We start from the raw sequence: 14,318 nt of genomic DNA, 5'->3' as shown, positions 1-14,318 counted from the left end.
CCGCTCGCCGTGACACAGCAGCGATGCCGACCCGCTTAACGCACAACTCACCTTTGACCAAAGTTGACGAGGAAGACTAGTCGTGCGAGAGTAGTCGCGTGTCATCCATCCGTCTGTTCATCCTGGGCTCGCTCGACGAGCGAGGCCCGATGCACGGTCACCAGCTCAGACTGCTGGCCGAACAGGAACACGTGAATCTGTGGACCGACATCACCGTCGGCGCGCTCTACGGAGCGATCAAACGACTTGCGGCAGAAGGGCTCATCGTCGAGACACGGGTCGAACGCGAAGGCGCGTACCCTGAACGGCAAGTCTGGCAGATCAGCGAAGCGGGGCGCGAATCCCTCCGGAGCATGCGCCTCGACGGTCTCCGCGCCATCGTGATCAAACCAGACCCGTTCGACCTCGCGCTCACCAAACTCGACACCGATCGGCTCGAACACCTGCCCGAAACCGTCCAGGCGCGCATCCGCGGGCTCCAAGCGATGATCGAAGACTCAGAATCGCATCGCATCCACGTCGACAAATACCTGACCAAAGCCGAGAAGTTCGTCATGGGTCACAAGACCGAACGACTCCGGGCCGAAGTCGCCTGGCACACCGCTCTCCTCGAACAGCTCCCCGACATCGTCGCGGACGAACTCGCCCGAAAGGACACCCCCGCCCATGACTGACACCCCGCCAAACGAGCCGGTACCCGAACACCCCGACGGCCCGCACCACGGTGCCCACGCCGGTGCGCATGCGCTGCCCGACGTCGTCCCCGAGGGGGCGAACCCCGAACCTCACGCGGGCGCTCACGCGGCTCCGGTCGAAACGGATGCTGTGAGCGGCGACGCGAGCGCGACCCGCTCCGAAACGGCGGTCGCGACTGCCGTCGCAGCCGAAGCATCCACCGTATCGGGTGCTGCCGCGACCGGTGCTGCCAGATCCGGCGCCGCCGCAGCCGGCGGCCGCCCTCCTGCGCCCGTCGTGCCGCAGCGCGCCTGGAACGCCCTCATCGTGCTCATGGTGGGCATGTTCATGGCCCTCCTCGACACGACCATCGTGAACGTCGCGCTGCCGACGATCCGAAGCAGCCTCAACGCGTCCGAGGCCACCCTGTCGTGGATCATCTCCGGCTACGCTCTCGCGTTCGGCCTGGCGCTGATCCCGTCCGGTCGTGTCGGCGACCGCGTCGGCCACAAGTGGGTCTTCTTCACCGGTCTCGCGCTCTTCACCGTTGCGAGCCTCTTCTGTGGTCTCGCCCAGAACGACCTCCAGCTGATCGTGGCGCGCGTCGTCCAGGGTCTCGCCGGCGGTATCTTCGTGCCCGCGGTCACTGCGACGATCCAGCTGCTCTTCGTGCCGCAGGTCCGCGGCAAGGCGTTCGCGATCATGGGCGCCGTGATCGGTGTCTCGACCGCGCTCGGCCCGATCGTCGGTGGCCTGATCATCCAGGCCTTCGGCGACACGAACGGCTGGCGCCTCGTCTTCTGGGTCAACCTGCCGATCGGCGTGCTCGCTCTGATCGCAGCTGCGATCTTCCTGCCCGCAGGCAAGGAAGGCACCGGCCGCACCGGCTGGGACCTGTTCGGCTTCGCCCTGCTGTCTGCCGGGCTCATCGCGCTGCTCGTGCCCCTGATCGAAGGCCAGGACCAGGGCTGGCCCGCCTGGACGTTCGTCACACTGGGTGCCGGAGTGCTTCTGCTGGTGGCGTTCGCGTTCTGGGAGGTGCGGGTAGCGAAAGCCAATGGATCGCCGCTTGTTCCGCCGCACCTCTTCTCGCACCCGAACTTCACCGGCGGAGTCGTGCTCGCGTTCGTCTACTTCGCAGCGTTCACCAGCATCTTCTTCACGATTTCGCTGCTCTGGCAGGCGGGCCTCGGACACACGGCTCTCGAATCCGGCCTGGTGTCGATCCCGTTCGCGATCGCGAGCATCATCGGTTCGGCGCTCAGCGACCGGCTCGCGAAACTCCTCGGGCGCAACGTGCTGGTCATCGGCACCGGCCTCGTCGTCGTCGGACTCGTGTGGGTTTGGCTGGTGCTCCTGGTGGTCGACGCATCCGACCTCACGAGCTGGGATCTGTTCGCGCCCCTGTTCATCGCCGGTTTCGGAAACGGGCTCTTCATCGCCCCGAACGCGCAGTTCATCGTGGCGACCGTCGACCGCTCCGAAGCCGGGTCTGCGAGTGGCGTGATCAGCGTGATGCAGCGCGTCGGCTCCGCGATCGGTATCGCGATCATCGGTTCCGTCCTCTTCGGATCGCTGACGATCACCGGGCACACCCCCGCGGCCGTCGCGGACGGGTTCGCATCCGCCGCAGCCAACGCTCTCGCGGTCAGCGCGGCCTTCAGTGTGGTGGCACTGCTGCTGGTGTTCGCGCTGCCCAAGCGAGTCGCGGCGCCGGGCGGGCGTCCCGCCGCCGGCTGACGCACCCCGCTTCCGCACCGAGCACAGGAAAAGTCACCTCAATCCACGTGGTCAGGGTGACTTTTCCTGTGCTCGGCCAGCAGAAGGGCCGAACGCGATCGAACGCAGCACGAACTCGCGGACGCGCATCGCGAGGGTCGCATTGCACGTCGAGTACAGCGGCTCCGAGAGCGCCGTGCCGAGTTCGACGGTGACGCCGGCTCCGTCGTGGTCGAGGGTCACCATCCAACCGTCATCGACGGTCATCGACTCGCTCACGACAGTGAACGCCGCGATGCGCTCGTCGCCGGTGGCTTCGCGGGCGAATCCCTCAGCCGCCTGCGCCACGTTGCTCAGCGCCGTGCGGCCGCGAAGGTAGCGCGCATCCACCAACCCGGCCCGGTACCGCGTGACCAGGCCCGACGCATCCGCCACCGGCACCCGCCCGTAGAGCAGCCCCTCGGGCAGGATCACCATTGTCGCCGCGAACCGGTCGCCGCCGAGATGCGAGCACTCCCAGGTGAGTTCCGGATGCTCGTGTGCGAGCGCCTGCACGATCGGCCGCCCCTTCACCGCGCAGCACTGGTCGTGCCGGGCATGCGTGCACACGCACAGCACCGGTTCGCCCGACGGCTCGCCCACGCTCCCGTCGAGCGGCACCTCGAGGAGCGCTTCGGGGGCGTCGACCTGTCCCCACAGTACGGATTCGCGCCCGGGCCGCGAGTCGACCAGCGCCCACCGCCACACCGTCTGGGCGCGACGCTCGTCGGCGCGGCGCCCGGTGCGGCGGATGGCGAGAGGACGGATGCCGGCCCGCTCCACACGCGACACCAGCCGAGTCGCGAGGGCACCATCCATTCGCGACTGCAGGATGGCGTGCGAACCCCACGCTCCGTCGATCTCGACCAGGAACCAGCGCTCACCGAAGCCGGCCGTGCCCCCGAGGGGATCGTTCCGCAGCAGCGAACCGTCACTGCACGGCTGCCACCCCTCGACGTCGACCGGCATCAGCGCACCGCCAGCACGCCTTCACGGATGAGCCGGCGCGCGACGACGACAGCCGACTCACGGTCGAGGTCGGGAAGATCGGCGACGCGCAGACGTGCGCCGGCGAGCAAGGCGTCGACAGCAGCCCGAGCGCTTGCCGGAAGCGTCACGGTCTTCCCCGCCAACCGGATGCACACCCGCTCGCCGTCGACGGACGACCGCGCCCGCAGTCCCCGCCGCAGCTGCACGATCGTGTCCCCGTCGAGCAGCGCGAGCGCGCTCATCGTGGCGAGCGGACGGATCGGCTCTGGTCGCGTGTCGTCGCGCAGCCGCGTCGCGAGCGTGCGGGCCACGTCGGCGGTGGTCCGGGCATCCGCTGCCGCTTCGCGGAGCTCGGCGACCAGCGCATCCACTGTCTGCTCCACGAGCGGCGCGAGCTGCGCGGGGTCGTCGAAGTCGACGCCGAGGGGGAGGGATGCGCGCAGGGCCGCGTTGTCGGCGGCCCGCGCGATCACGCGCTGCACGACATCCGCGCGAGTGTAGGCGGCGACGCCGATCGTCAGGTGTACCGAGACGCCGCCGAGCGCGGTTGCGGAATGGATCCAGCCGCGAGGCAGATAGAGCACGTCGCCGGGACGGAACGTCGCATCGATCGCGGGGGGCTCGGCCGCGCGCGCGGCCACGGCATCCCGGTGGTCGGTCCAGGGCTGGTCGCGCAACGGGTCCGGATGCACGGGGTCGTGGATCGTCCAGTGCTTCTCGCCGGCGATCTGGATCACGAACACGTCGTGGACGTCGTAATGCGGGTCGAACCCGCGCGACGACGCCGGAGTGATGTAGGCGTTCACCTGGCACGGACGCCCGAGATCGGCGACGAGCTGCCGCGTGAAATCGGCGATCGGCCCCCACGTGCGATGAAGTCCCTGCAGCACGATCGTCGAGCCGTCGGCGAACTCCTGCAACACCTTGTCGGAACTGACCTGGTCGCCGATCTCGGCCCCGAAGCCACCGGATGCGGTGAAACGGGCGGGCGCGAGGACGGTGCCCTCGTTGGCCATCCGGATGAACGGAGTGCGCAATCCGCGGCCCGAGATCAGCTCGTCGACGGCGTCGGCGCTGAACAGGTCGGCGAAGTCCTCGCCCAGTTCGGCGGCGGGGGACAGCACCGGCCGGGCGCCCCAGAACTCCGCGGCAAACCGGTCGGCATCGACGGCGATGCAACGCGAGAGCGCGGGCCGGTCGCCCGACCCGCGCCCGTCAGCCGACATCAAGCCGAACCGTCTGCGCCGCCGTCGTTTCCGCCTGCGCCCGCGCCGCCGTCGGCCGGACCTTCGGCCGCGCCACCATCCGCCCCGCCGTCGTGGCCGTCCGGGTTCGCACCGCTGTCTGCGGGACCCTCACCGGCGCCGCCGTCCGCCGCGCCGTCGTGTCCGCCCGGATTCGCGCCCCCGTCCGCCGGGCCTTCGCCGCTGCCTGCCGCATCGGTCGTGATGTCGTCGTCGTTGATCGCACTCATTCGAACCTCCACACCTCAGGATCGGCGTCGATCGCCGCCACCGCTCACACTACGCGCGCACGCCAGCGCCGCCCAGCCCCGCCCACGCACCCGCGAGCACAGGAAAAAGCACCCCGAACCGCGACGATGAGGTGACTTTTCCTGTGCTCGACGAAATTCGGCGCGCTCAGAAGATGCGCAGGCCGATCTCGGCGGGCGCGGCGAGCAGACCTTCGATCTCGTCGTCGAGCTTGACGAGGGTGAGGGATGCGCCGGCCATGTCGAGCGACGTGCAGTACTCGCCGACATAGCTGCGTCCGACCGTGATGCCTTTCGCAGCGAGCTTCTCGTGGGCGATGCCGTACACCAGATACAGCTCGCTGATGGGTGTGCCGCCGAGCCCGTTGATCATCAGCGCGACCCTGTCGCCGCTCTCGAACGGCAGGTCGCTGACGACCGGATCGAGCAGCACGTCGACCAGGTCGTTCGCCGGCATGATCTTCGCGCGCCGGCGCCCGGGCTCACCGTGGATGCCCACGCCGATCTCGATCTCGTCGTCGCCGAGTTCGAACAGCGGCGACCCCTTCGCCGGAGGCGTGCATGCGGTCAGCGCGAGCCCCATCGTGCGGGTGACCGAGTTGACCTTCTCACCGATGCGGACGACCTCGTCGAGATCGGCCCCCGCCTCGGCCGCAGCGCCCACAGCCTTCATCACGAAGAAGTTGCCTGCGACACCGCGGCGGCCCACCGTGTAGGTCGAGTCCTGCACGGCCACGTCGTCGTCGATGAACAGCGTCTTCACCTTCACGCCGTCCGCGAGGCTCATCTCCTGCGCCATGTCGAACGCCATGCGGTCGCCCGTGTAGTTGTTCACAAGCAGCAGGACGCCCTTGGGGGAGGCGAGCAGCTTCGTCGTCTCGTAGACGTAGTCCATGGGCGGCGCGGCGAACACGTCACCGGGGCACGCGGCGTCGAGCATCCCGGGGCCGACGACCATCACATGGGCGGGTTCGTGACCAGAGCCGGAGCCCTGGATGATCGAGACCTTGTCGTCGCGCGGAGAGTCGGCCCGCTTGATCAGGTTGTAGTCCGGCACATACTCGAGGGTGTCCGGGTTGGCGAGCGCGATGCCTGTGAGCATCTCGGGAACGAACTGCAGGGGATCGTTGACGAACTTCTTCATTTCTCTCTCCACTTCGTCGTGTGACGTACTCGTGTGTTGTTGCTGTCCCTGGGGGCGACCCCTCAGGTGGTCTTCGGGCGGTCGGCCCAGGTCGACTGGAGGCGTTCCAGGATGACGGCGACAGCGATCGCGCCCGGATCGACCGACCCGATGCTGCGCTCGCCGGTGTACGAGGCGCGACCCCGGCGCGCCTGCATCGTGATGGTGGCGTCGGCGGCGGTCCGGGCGGCGGATGTTGCGGCCGCGACCACCGCATCCGACGCATCGCCAGCCGCGAGGCGTTCCTCGATCGTGTCGGTCATCGGCGCGATCGCATCGAGCAGGGTCTTGTCACCGAGTTCGGCGTTTCCGCGGGCCATGATGCCTTCCGTCGCTTTGCGGAGCATCGTGACCACATCTTCGCCGGTGAGTTCGTCTCGGCCTTTTGCGACGGTGGCAGCACGCAGGAACGCTGTGCCCCAGATCGGTCCGGACGTTCCGCCGATGCGGCTCGTGATCACCACAGCGATCTTCTGGAGGAACGTGCCGATGTCGGACCGGTCGTAGCCGTCCCAGTCGTTCAGCACGATCTCGAAGCCGCGAGCGAGCGAGAATCCGAAGTCCCCGTCGCCGACGACCGAGTCGAGGTCGCCGAAATACTTCTCGTTGTCGACGGCTGTCTGCGCGATGGTGCGCACGACGAACTCGGTGTCGGCGAAACTCTGTGACGTCATGGCTTCTCCTCGTCAGGCGGTGGGGTGTTGCGGTAGCGGATGCGTGAGCATCGCGGCGAGGTCGGCGAGCGTCACCTGGTCGCTGGGGCCGATGGCGTACGGGTCGGCGATCACCCGTGCGGGTTCACCGGGGTCGCCCAGCGAACTCACAACGAGAGACGCCCCGGTGAAGTCGTCGTCGCCGGTGTAGGCGCTGACGGTGACCACCGTGCGCAGGCCCGCGGCGACGGACGCGGCGACTCCGTTGCCACTGTCCTCCACGACGGCGGCATCGCTGGCCGCGACCCCCAGCTGCTCGAGTGCGAGCAGGTAGATGTCGGGTGCCGGCTTCTTGTGCGCGACGATATCGCCGGCGAAGACGGCGAAATGGGAGGCAAGACGGTCGCCCACGGCGTGTACGAGCACAGCACGAACGGAGGGTTCCGCAGAGGTGGAGGCCACGGCGAGGCCCCAGCCCGCAGCATCCGCTTCTTCGACGATGCGGCGGATCCCCGTCCGCGCAGGAAGGGCGCCCGCGTCGACGAGCTCGGTGTAGATGGCGGTCTTGCGCTTGTGCCAGGCAGCGAGCAGGTCGCGCTGGCCGTCAGGATCGGAGGGCAGTCCGTTCGCGGCGACGAACTCCGGGGTGAGAAGTGTCGCCATGCGCTCCTTGCCGCCGCCGATCAGCACTTTACGGGCGTAGTCCTCGTCGCTCCACTGCACGTGAAGACCGAACTCTGCGAACGTGCGATTGAACGCCGGCAGGTGTCCGTTGCGCTCGGTGTCGGCGAGCACCCCGTCGCAGTCGAAGATGAGGGTCGGCATGCCGGCCTCACCAGGCCTTTCCTGCGCTGCCGAACGAAGCCGCAAGACCGGTGGCCAGATCGACGACGTGCTGGCGCACATCCGCGAACAGTGACGGCGGATCCCACTTGTCCCGCTCCTCGGCCCCCCTCAGGTACGCGAGGCTCGACTTCATGAACTCGATCTTCAGGGCGGTGGAGATGTTCACCTTGGCGCAGCCGCGCGAGATCAGGTCGGCGAACTGCGCATCCGTCATGCCGCTGCCGCCGTGCAGCGCGATCGGAGTGCTCGTCGCAGCAACGAGGTCGGTCACCCGCTGGAAGTCCAGTTCGGGGGTGTGCGAGTAGACGCCGTGAGCGTTGCCGATCGACGGGGCGAACACATCCACCCCTGTCTTCTCGATGAACGTGACCGCGGTCTCCAGACTCTGCCGTTTCGACTCGGTGTCGGAGCCGATCCCGTCCTCGACTCCCTTGATCGCCTCGATCTCGCCCTCGACGCCGGCGCCGTAGCGGCGCGCTTCAGCGACGACCTCGACGGTCTGCCGCTGGTTCTCCGCGACATCGAGAGTGGATGCGTCGAACAGCACCGAATTCCAGCCTCGTTCGAGACACTCGGAGATGACAGCGCGCTCCGGGCAGTGATCGAGGTGGAGGGTCACCGGTACATCGATGTTCTTCGTCATCGTCGTCCACATGCCGAACAGCACCTCGGAGCCGATCGACTTCACCGTCTTCACACTCGTCTGGACGATCAGCGGCGAACGCGCCTCGACCACCCCGGCCAGGACGGCCTCGAGCGTGAGGTCGTTCACGATGTTGATCGCAGGCACGCCGTAACGCTCATCGAATGCCCGCCCGACGATCTCCTGCAAAGACACGACTGGCATGGGAACCTCCTCGGTCGTCCACGCTCACCGTAGGCAGAGTGCGGGTACACGCGACATGCGGGGTTCCCCTACCTGCGCGGTAGGGGAACCCCGCACGTGGCCCGAGACCGGAATCCGTTCGCCAAAGAACGACCAGCCCACCGGCCGTGAAGATCGGTCTTCGGCGAATCGATTCGCTAGTTGTGGAGCGCCTGCCCGGCGAGCACCGTGCGATTCGCCGCTCCCGTCTTGCGCAGGATCGCGCCGACATGCTTTTCCACGGTCTTCACGGAGATCCCGAGGGCCGTCGCGATCTGCTTGTCGGGGAGCCCCTGCTCGACCAGAGCACGCACCTCGCGCTCCCGCGCAGTCAGCGGGTCGTCGGCGAAGTCGCCATCCGATTCCGCCCGGGCGAGGGATGCGGTGAACCGGCTGAGGAACTCCGCAGTCACAAGCAGGTCGCCCCTGGCCGCCGCGACCACCGAACGCGCAAGGCCCGGCGCGTCCGTGCCGAACTCGGCGAAGCCCGCGGCGCCGACCTGCGCGGCGTCCCTGACCCGCTCATCCGTGACCGTCGTGATCAGCAGCACCACGGCCGCCGCCGGGTCGCTCGCTCGCAGGTGCGACGTCAACTGCACGCCGTCGATGTGCGGAAGGTCGAGATTCGCAAGCACCACGTGCGGGTGCAGCAGCCCGTACGCTTCCACCGCGCTCGCCGCATCCGCGACCTCGCCGACGACCTGGATGTCCGGTTCGGCCAGCCCGAGCATCCGCACGAGGCCGGCGCGCACCACCGCGTTCTCGTGCACGACCAGCACCCGCCACCGTGACCGAGGCGCTTCCGACGGGCCGCCGCCGAAGTAGGGGAGTTCCGCCCGAACGCGCGTGCCCCAGAGCGGCGTCGATTCGATCTGCACCGAGCCGCCGAGGTGCTGGGCGCGAGCGGCAAGACCCTGCAGGCCGAGGCCGCGCAGCGGGAAGGCCGGCGGCTGGGCGAGGGCTTCGACGTCGAAGCCGCGGCCGTCGTCCTCGATCAACGCCGTCACGGCCTGGCTCCCGTAGACGAGCCCGACCCGCACCTGGCGGGCGCCGGCATGCTCGATCACATTCGTCAGCGCCTCCTGCACGATCCGGAAGAGCTGCCGCGCGATCTCCGGCGCGAGCGGCTGCGACTCGCCCACCACGACGAGCCGGGTGCTGAGCGACGCAGCCGACTCCACCCAGGCGAGTTCGAGCGAGACCGCCTCGCTCAGCGAGTGGCCGTCGAGCAGTGCCGGGCCGAGCCCGAGCACCGTGCGCTGCGTCTCGGTCAGCGCAGAACGGGCGGCGTCGCGTGCGCCGGTCAGTGCACCTCGGGGGTCGCCGGACGTGTAGATCGCCCGCTCTGCCTCATCCAGCCGCAGCAGGATGGCCGCCAGGCCGCGGCCGACCGTGTCGTGGACGTCGCGCACCACCCGCTCGCGCTCCGTCATGATCGCGGCTTCGCTCGCCCGGTCGGCGGCCTGTGCGTGAAGCCGCGCGTTCGTGATCGCGATGCCGGCGTGGGTCGCGAAGAGTTCGAGCAGGGTCGCATCCGATTGGGTGAATTTGCGCACCGGGTCGCGGCTGAACAGCACACAGGTGCCGATGATGGCGCCGTTCCAGCGGATGGGGACCCCGATCACGCCGTGCAGCGCAGCCCTGTCCGGGCCGGAGATGTGCCCGCGGCGCACCTGCGCGTACTCGTCGAAGATGACGGATGTCCGGGCACGCACCACCTCGCCGGTCACGCCTTCGTCGAGCGGATAGGTCTCGCCGGCCTGGCAGCCGACGCCGAGGTCGACATCCTTGCGGTACGTGCCGGCGACCTCGTCGACCGTGCAGATGGAACCGGAGTCGCAGCCGAGCAGCTCCATGGTGTGGCGGAGGATGCGCTCCAGAAGTGGCTCGAGGGCGAAGTGCCCGGCCAGGTCGTCGGCCATCGCGGCCAGCGTGTCGAACTGCATCCGGATCCTGTCGGCATCGCTTCGCGTGCCTGGAACCTCTGAACTCATGCGCGGCGATCCTCACCGATAGTCAGCTGCGTTGCGGCCCCCCGCTGCTTATCTTCCGCCTGCCGCTCGGCTCGCGCCACCCGTCCGCCTGCCGCAGCCGGCCGCCGAGCACAGGGAAAAGCATCCCGAATCCGCGACTCGGGATGCTTTTCCCTGTGCTCGCGCGATTGGTCTGTAGGCGCGATCAGGAGCGGCCCAGGGCCTCCTGGCGGATGAGGTCGATGACCCGCGGATGCGTCGAGACGGTCGCGACGGCCGCGGATGTGCGCGAGTACTCGGTTCCTTCGCCGAGGCGCATCATGAACGCGGCGAGGTCGGCGCGCGACGTGAACCGTTCGGGCAACTCGATCGCCGCGTCGACGTACTCGGTCACCCCAGGGGTCTCGAAGAGCCCGGACGGCCGGACGATCGTGAATTCGAGATCGCTCTGCTGCACCAGTTGCTCCATCCGCAGCATGTCCGCGTACAGCTCTTTGCCCATCGTCTTCGTGATGATCGGCTTCAGGACCTTCTCGAAGAAGAAGCCGCCGCCGGTGTCGTGGTACCGCGTCGCGGGATCTGTGGCGCTCGAGCTCACGCAGACCAGGCGGCGGATGCCGTGCCGGTCCATCGCCGTGATGATGTTCGCGACGCCCGTCGAGTAGACGGAGATGGGCTTGCGGCCGTATGGCACGCCCAGCGCCGAGAGTACGACGTCGTGGCCGGCGACCGCGCTGTCGACCGCGTTCGGGTCGTAGACGTCGGCCGCGAGCACGGTCAGGTTCTCGTGAGCGATGGGGAAGGCGTCCTGATGGCGGGTGACGGCCGTGACCGTGTGTCCAGCATCCAGCGCCTGACGCACCAGTAGGCGCCCGGTCCCGCCGTTTGCGCCGAAAACGACTATGTTCAACATGTCCTCCTCAATTATCCGTACAATATGAAAAAGGTATCATATGAAAACCAAATTAACTGAGGATGCGGACGACGCACGCCGCCGACGGCGGATCGCGACGTCGATCAAACTCACGATGCGCGAGTTCAACAACCAGATCTCGCTCCTCAACCACCAGGTCGGGTCGCGCGTCGACCTCCGTGACGTCGACCTCGACTGCCTGGACGTCATTGCGATGCACGGGCCGATGAGCCCCAGCGAGCTCGCTCGTCGCGCGGGACTGCATCCGGCGACGATCACGGGGATACTCGACCGGCTTGAGAAGAACGGCTGGATCGTGCGCGAACGCGACGCCGCCGACCGCCGCGCGGTGCAGGTGCGGGCCCTGCCCGGCCGCACCGGGGAGCTGTTCCGGCTCTACTCGGGGATGAACGGCTCCATGGACGACATCTTCGACGACTACGACGAGGCGCAGCTCGCCGTGCTCGCGGACTTCCTCGAACGGGCGACCGCCGCCGGCCGCGCGGCGACCGACGAGCTCGCCGGCTGAGCCGGGCGCGCCGGTCGCATCCAGGGCGCGGCTACGAGCAGGCGTCGAGCAGCATGTCGGCCAGGTCCGAGTTGTGCCGAAGGGATGCCCGCCGCGGCGCAGCAAGGTTCGTGAGGTAGGCGAACACCAGCCCGCGCCCCGGGTCCGCCCACGTGTTGCAGATGCTGCTCCCGTTGTGGCCGAACGTCCGCAGGTCGGCGTGGGTCCCGGTCGGACGGTGCGCCCCGGCCGGGCCGGCGAGCTGGAATCCCTGCGCCCATCGCACAGGATGGTGCATGAGCTGGTCGATCTCGCCGTCACTGGAGACGCGGCGGGCTTCGTCGACCGTGCTGGACGCCAGCACCCGCACCCCGTCGAGCTCACCACCGTTCAGCAGCATCCTGTAGAACGTCGCGATCGCTCGCGCAGTCGCCGAGATGCTCGCGGCCGGGATCACCGCCTGCCGCACGGTCCTCCGGTTGAAGACGACGCGGCGCACCTGGTCGGTCATCACCTGACCGCGCAGGGGAACGTGCCGCGGCCAGGCGCCGTCGGTCAGGCCGAGCTGGATGTCGCCGAGCCCGAGCGGTGTGAGCAGGCTGGCCTCGACGAAGGCACGCACCGATATCCCCGAGACCCGCTGCACGAGTTCGCCGAGCACGAAACCGTAGGAGAGGATGTGGTACCCGACGACGCGTCCGGCGGGCCACCAGGGTGTCGCGTTCTCGGCAAGCGCGGTGGAGCGGTCCCAGTCGGCCATGGCCGCGACATCCCCGAGGAGCCCACCACTCGAGAACGGGATTCCCGCCCGATGCGTGAGCACGTGCCGAACGGTGATCCGCTCTTTCCCGTTGCGCGCGAATTCGGGCCAGTGCAGAGCGACGGGGTCGTCCAGCCCGAGCATCCCGCGCTCGACGAGGAGGTGCACGGCGAGGGCGACGAACGGTTTGCTGACCGAGAACGTCCAGAACAGGGCTTCGGATGCGCATCCGAAGCTTCGGTCGAGCACGACCTGTCCGTCGCGGAGGACGCAGAGCTGGGCGGATGCCCGACGCGCGTCGATGAGGGCGACCACGCGTTCAAGACCGGCGGGATCCATGCCGACGTCGCGGGCGGACGCCTCGACCCAGCCGACGTCTGACACACTTCGAGTGTACGTTCGCGCGGGGCCCCATCGTCGAGTACGTCGATTCCGGTCGAAAGCGACCGGCGCACCTGGCGCGCTCGGCCGGACCGGGCGCACTCGGCGTTCAGGCTCGCTCACACGGTCGGCGGAAGCGCAGCAGGCGCCGCCTGGCCGACGTACCGCGACGACGGCCGGATGATCTTCTCGTCGACCGCCTGCTCGAGGATGTGCGCGGTCCAGCCGACGACCCGCGCCGCCGCGAACGTCGGCGTGAACATGTCCCGCGGAATCCCGCACAGCTCCATGACGACGCCGGCATAGAATTCGACATTCGTGTGCAGCTGTCGGCCCGGTTTGAGTTCGGCGAGAAGCGCGAGCACCCGCGACTCGACCGCAGTCGCAAAGGCCACCCGATCGCCTCCGAATCCGAGCGCGATCGTCCGGAGCATCCGCGACCGCGGGTCTTCCGTGCGATACACCGGATGTCCGAAGCCCATGATCCTGTCGCCGGACAGCACCGCGTCGGTCACCCACTCGTCGATGCGGTCGGGGGTGCCGATCGCATCGAGCGTGTCGAGCGCACGGCTGGGGGCGCCCCCGTGCAGCGGTCCGGACAGCGAACCGAGCGCGCCGACGACGGCAGATCCGAGGTCCGCCCCCGTGGAGGCGATCACTCGCGCGGTGAACGTCGACGCGTTGAAGCCGTGGTCGATCGCGGCGGTCATGTAGGCGCTGACCGCGCGCTCGGTGCGCGCATCCGGAACCTCCCCGGTCAGCAGGTGCAGGTAGTTCGCGACGTGCCCGAGGTCCGGCCGCGATGGGAGGGGCTTCTCTCCGGTGCTCAGCCTGTGGAGGGCGGCGAGGAGCGGGGGAGTGACGGCCGCGACCCGGATGGCCGTGTCGATGCGCGCATCCGCCGTCGTGTCGAAGAGGGGTCGTATGCCGTCAGCCGCCGCCACGGCACCGAGCGCGATTCGCAGCCCGGCCAGGGAATCCGCTCCGCCGGTCACTCGGACGATCCGGGGCAGCATCGCGACGACCTCATCGGGGATCGACCGCGCCCCTGCCACCTGCCAGCGGAAGGCGTCGAGCTGCGGGCGCGTCGGCAGGTCGCCGAAGAGCAGGAGGTACCAGGCCTCCTCGAACGAGCGCGACCGAGCGAGCTCCACCGCCGAATACTGCCGGTAGTGGTAGAAGCCCTCGTGCCCGCGGACATCGCCGAGAGCTGTCTCTGCCGCCACGACGTTGGTGAGTCCTCGAGGCACGTCGATGAGGGTGTCATCCATGCGGTCGGTGGTGAGCATCGCCCTCTCCTTCGGTCTCTGCTGGTGTTATC

14 protein-coding genes are annotated in these 14,318 nt (G+C 68.6%); 3 read left to right on the top strand and 11 right to left on the bottom strand.

Features of this window, described 5'->3' with window-relative positions:
- Window positions 1-98: 98 nt before the first annotated feature.
- Together AAYO93_RS10510 and AAYO93_RS10505 are read left to right on the top strand one after the other, a co-directional pair.
- Entirely contained in the window at window positions 99-674 is a 576-nt protein-coding gene (locus AAYO93_RS10510; protein ID WP_345761131.1) for a PadR family transcriptional regulator, read from the top strand.
- Complete coding sequence (locus AAYO93_RS10505) at window positions 667-2,415, top strand: DHA2 family efflux MFS transporter permease subunit (RefSeq protein ID WP_345761130.1); 1,749 nt, start codon at window positions 667-669, stop codon at window positions 2,413-2,415. The genes AAYO93_RS10510 and AAYO93_RS10505 overlap by 8 nt, the downstream gene beginning before the upstream one ends.
- 51 nt (window positions 2,416-2,466) lie before the next feature.
- Here the strand turns inward: AAYO93_RS10505 and AAYO93_RS10500 are convergent, their stop codons facing one another.
- The 9 genes from AAYO93_RS10500 to AAYO93_RS10460 all read right to left on the bottom strand — a co-directional run bounded on the left by AAYO93_RS10500 (window position 2,467) and on the right by AAYO93_RS10460 (window position 11,348).
- A complete protein-coding gene (locus AAYO93_RS10500) occupies window positions 2,467-3,402 on the bottom strand; it encodes a sucrase ferredoxin (RefSeq protein WP_345761129.1) in 936 nt (311 codons plus the stop codon).
- On the bottom strand, window positions 3,402-4,649 hold the full coding sequence (locus AAYO93_RS10495) for a cupin domain-containing protein (RefSeq protein WP_345761128.1): 1,248 nt from the start codon (window positions 4,647-4,649) through the stop codon (window positions 3,402-3,404). The genes AAYO93_RS10500 and AAYO93_RS10495 overlap by 1 nt, the downstream gene beginning before the upstream one ends.
- Window positions 4,649-4,897 (bottom strand): BatC protein, encoded by a 249-nt coding sequence (locus AAYO93_RS10490; protein WP_345761127.1) that lies wholly within the window; start codon window positions 4,895-4,897, stop codon window positions 4,649-4,651. The genes AAYO93_RS10495 and AAYO93_RS10490 overlap by 1 nt, the downstream gene beginning before the upstream one ends.
- 166 nt (window positions 4,898-5,063) lie before the next feature.
- The gene (gene dhaK / locus AAYO93_RS10485) at window positions 5,064-6,059 is read right to left on the bottom strand and encodes a dihydroxyacetone kinase subunit DhaK (protein WP_345761126.1); all 996 of its coding nucleotides are present in this window, start codon (window positions 6,057-6,059) and stop codon (window positions 5,064-5,066) included.
- Window positions 6,060-6,121: 62 nt separating this feature from the next.
- A complete protein-coding gene (gene dhaL, locus AAYO93_RS10480) occupies window positions 6,122-6,772 on the bottom strand; it encodes a dihydroxyacetone kinase subunit DhaL (protein WP_345761125.1) in 651 nt (216 codons plus the stop codon).
- Window positions 6,773-6,784: 12 nt separating this feature from the next.
- Window positions 6,785-7,576, bottom strand: coding sequence for an HAD-IA family hydrolase (locus AAYO93_RS10475; RefSeq protein WP_345761124.1), 792 nt, complete (start codon window positions 7,574-7,576; stop codon window positions 6,785-6,787).
- Window positions 7,577-7,583: 7 nt separating this feature from the next.
- A complete protein-coding gene (locus AAYO93_RS10470) occupies window positions 7,584-8,444 on the bottom strand; it encodes a class II fructose-bisphosphate aldolase (RefSeq protein ID WP_345761123.1) in 861 nt (286 codons plus the stop codon).
- Window positions 8,445-8,620: 176 nt separating this feature from the next.
- Complete coding sequence (locus AAYO93_RS10465; RefSeq protein ID WP_345761122.1) at window positions 8,621-10,456, bottom strand: GAF domain-containing protein; 1,836 nt, start codon at window positions 10,454-10,456, stop codon at window positions 8,621-8,623.
- 184 nt (window positions 10,457-10,640) lie between these two features.
- A complete protein-coding gene (locus AAYO93_RS10460; protein WP_345761121.1) occupies window positions 10,641-11,348 on the bottom strand; it encodes an NAD(P)-dependent oxidoreductase in 708 nt (235 codons plus the stop codon).
- A gap of 40 nt (window positions 11,349-11,388) precedes the next feature.
- On the opposite strand from AAYO93_RS10460, the gene AAYO93_RS10455 reads away from it, so the two are divergent.
- Window positions 11,389-11,877 carry a MarR family winged helix-turn-helix transcriptional regulator gene (locus AAYO93_RS10455; RefSeq protein WP_345761120.1) on the top strand — a complete coding sequence of 163 codons (489 nt, stop codon included), beginning with the start codon at window positions 11,389-11,391 and terminating at the stop codon, window positions 11,875-11,877.
- Window positions 11,878-11,908: 31 nt separating this feature from the next.
- Here the strand turns inward: AAYO93_RS10455 and AAYO93_RS10450 are convergent, their stop codons facing one another.
- On the bottom strand, window positions 11,909-13,000 hold the full coding sequence (locus AAYO93_RS10450) for a serine hydrolase domain-containing protein (protein WP_345761119.1): 1,092 nt from the start codon (window positions 12,998-13,000) through the stop codon (window positions 11,909-11,911).
- A gap of 116 nt (window positions 13,001-13,116) precedes the next feature.
- Entirely contained in the window at window positions 13,117-14,286 is a 1,170-nt protein-coding gene (locus tag AAYO93_RS10445) for a citrate/2-methylcitrate synthase (protein WP_345761118.1), read from the bottom strand.
- Window positions 14,287-14,318 lie beyond the last annotated feature (32 nt).

Origin of the sequence: Diaminobutyricibacter sp. McL0608 (assembly GCF_039613825.1) — a bacterium.
Classification (GTDB): domain Bacteria; phylum Actinomycetota; class Actinomycetes; order Actinomycetales; family Microbacteriaceae; genus Diaminobutyricibacter.
This window is presented reverse-complemented; position numbering and strand designations above follow the sequence as displayed.

What these genes read in the sequence shown, in the direction of transcription:
- AAYO93_RS10470 (WP_345761123.1), bottom strand. Translation starts at nt 8,444, where the DNA reads ATGCCAGTCGTGTCTTTGCAGGAGATCGTCGGGCGGGCATTCGATGAG.
- AAYO93_RS10500 (WP_345761129.1), bottom strand. Translation starts at nt 3,402, where the DNA reads ATGCCGGTCGACGTCGAGGGGTGGCAGCCGTGCAGTGACGGTTCGCTG.
- AAYO93_RS10495 (WP_345761128.1), bottom strand. Translation starts at nt 4,649, where the DNA reads ATGTCGGCTGACGGGCGCGGGTCGGGCGACCGGCCCGCGCTCTCGCGT.
- dhaK (WP_345761126.1), bottom strand. Translation starts at nt 6,059, where the DNA reads ATGAAGAAGTTCGTCAACGATCCCCTGCAGTTCGTTCCCGAGATGCTC.
- AAYO93_RS10475 (WP_345761124.1), bottom strand. Translation starts at nt 7,576, where the DNA reads ATGCCGACCCTCATCTTCGACTGCGACGGGGTGCTCGCCGACACCGAG.
- AAYO93_RS10490 (WP_345761127.1), bottom strand. Translation starts at nt 4,897, where the DNA reads ATGAGTGCGATCAACGACGACGACATCACGACCGATGCGGCAGGCAGC.
- AAYO93_RS10455 (WP_345761120.1), top strand. Translation starts at nt 11,389, where the DNA reads ATGAAAACCAAATTAACTGAGGATGCGGACGACGCACGCCGCCGACGG.
- AAYO93_RS10445 (WP_345761118.1), bottom strand. Translation starts at nt 14,286, where the DNA reads ATGCTCACCACCGACCGCATGGATGACACCCTCATCGACGTGCCTCGA.
- dhaL (WP_345761125.1), bottom strand. Translation starts at nt 6,772, where the DNA reads ATGACGTCACAGAGTTTCGCCGACACCGAGTTCGTCGTGCGCACCATC.
- AAYO93_RS10460 (WP_345761121.1), bottom strand. Translation starts at nt 11,348, where the DNA reads ATGTTGAACATAGTCGTTTTCGGCGCAAACGGCGGGACCGGGCGCCTA.
- AAYO93_RS10505 (WP_345761130.1), top strand. Translation starts at nt 667, where the DNA reads ATGACTGACACCCCGCCAAACGAGCCGGTACCCGAACACCCCGACGGC.
- AAYO93_RS10465 (WP_345761122.1), bottom strand. Translation starts at nt 10,456, where the DNA reads ATGAGTTCAGAGGTTCCAGGCACGCGAAGCGATGCCGACAGGATCCGG.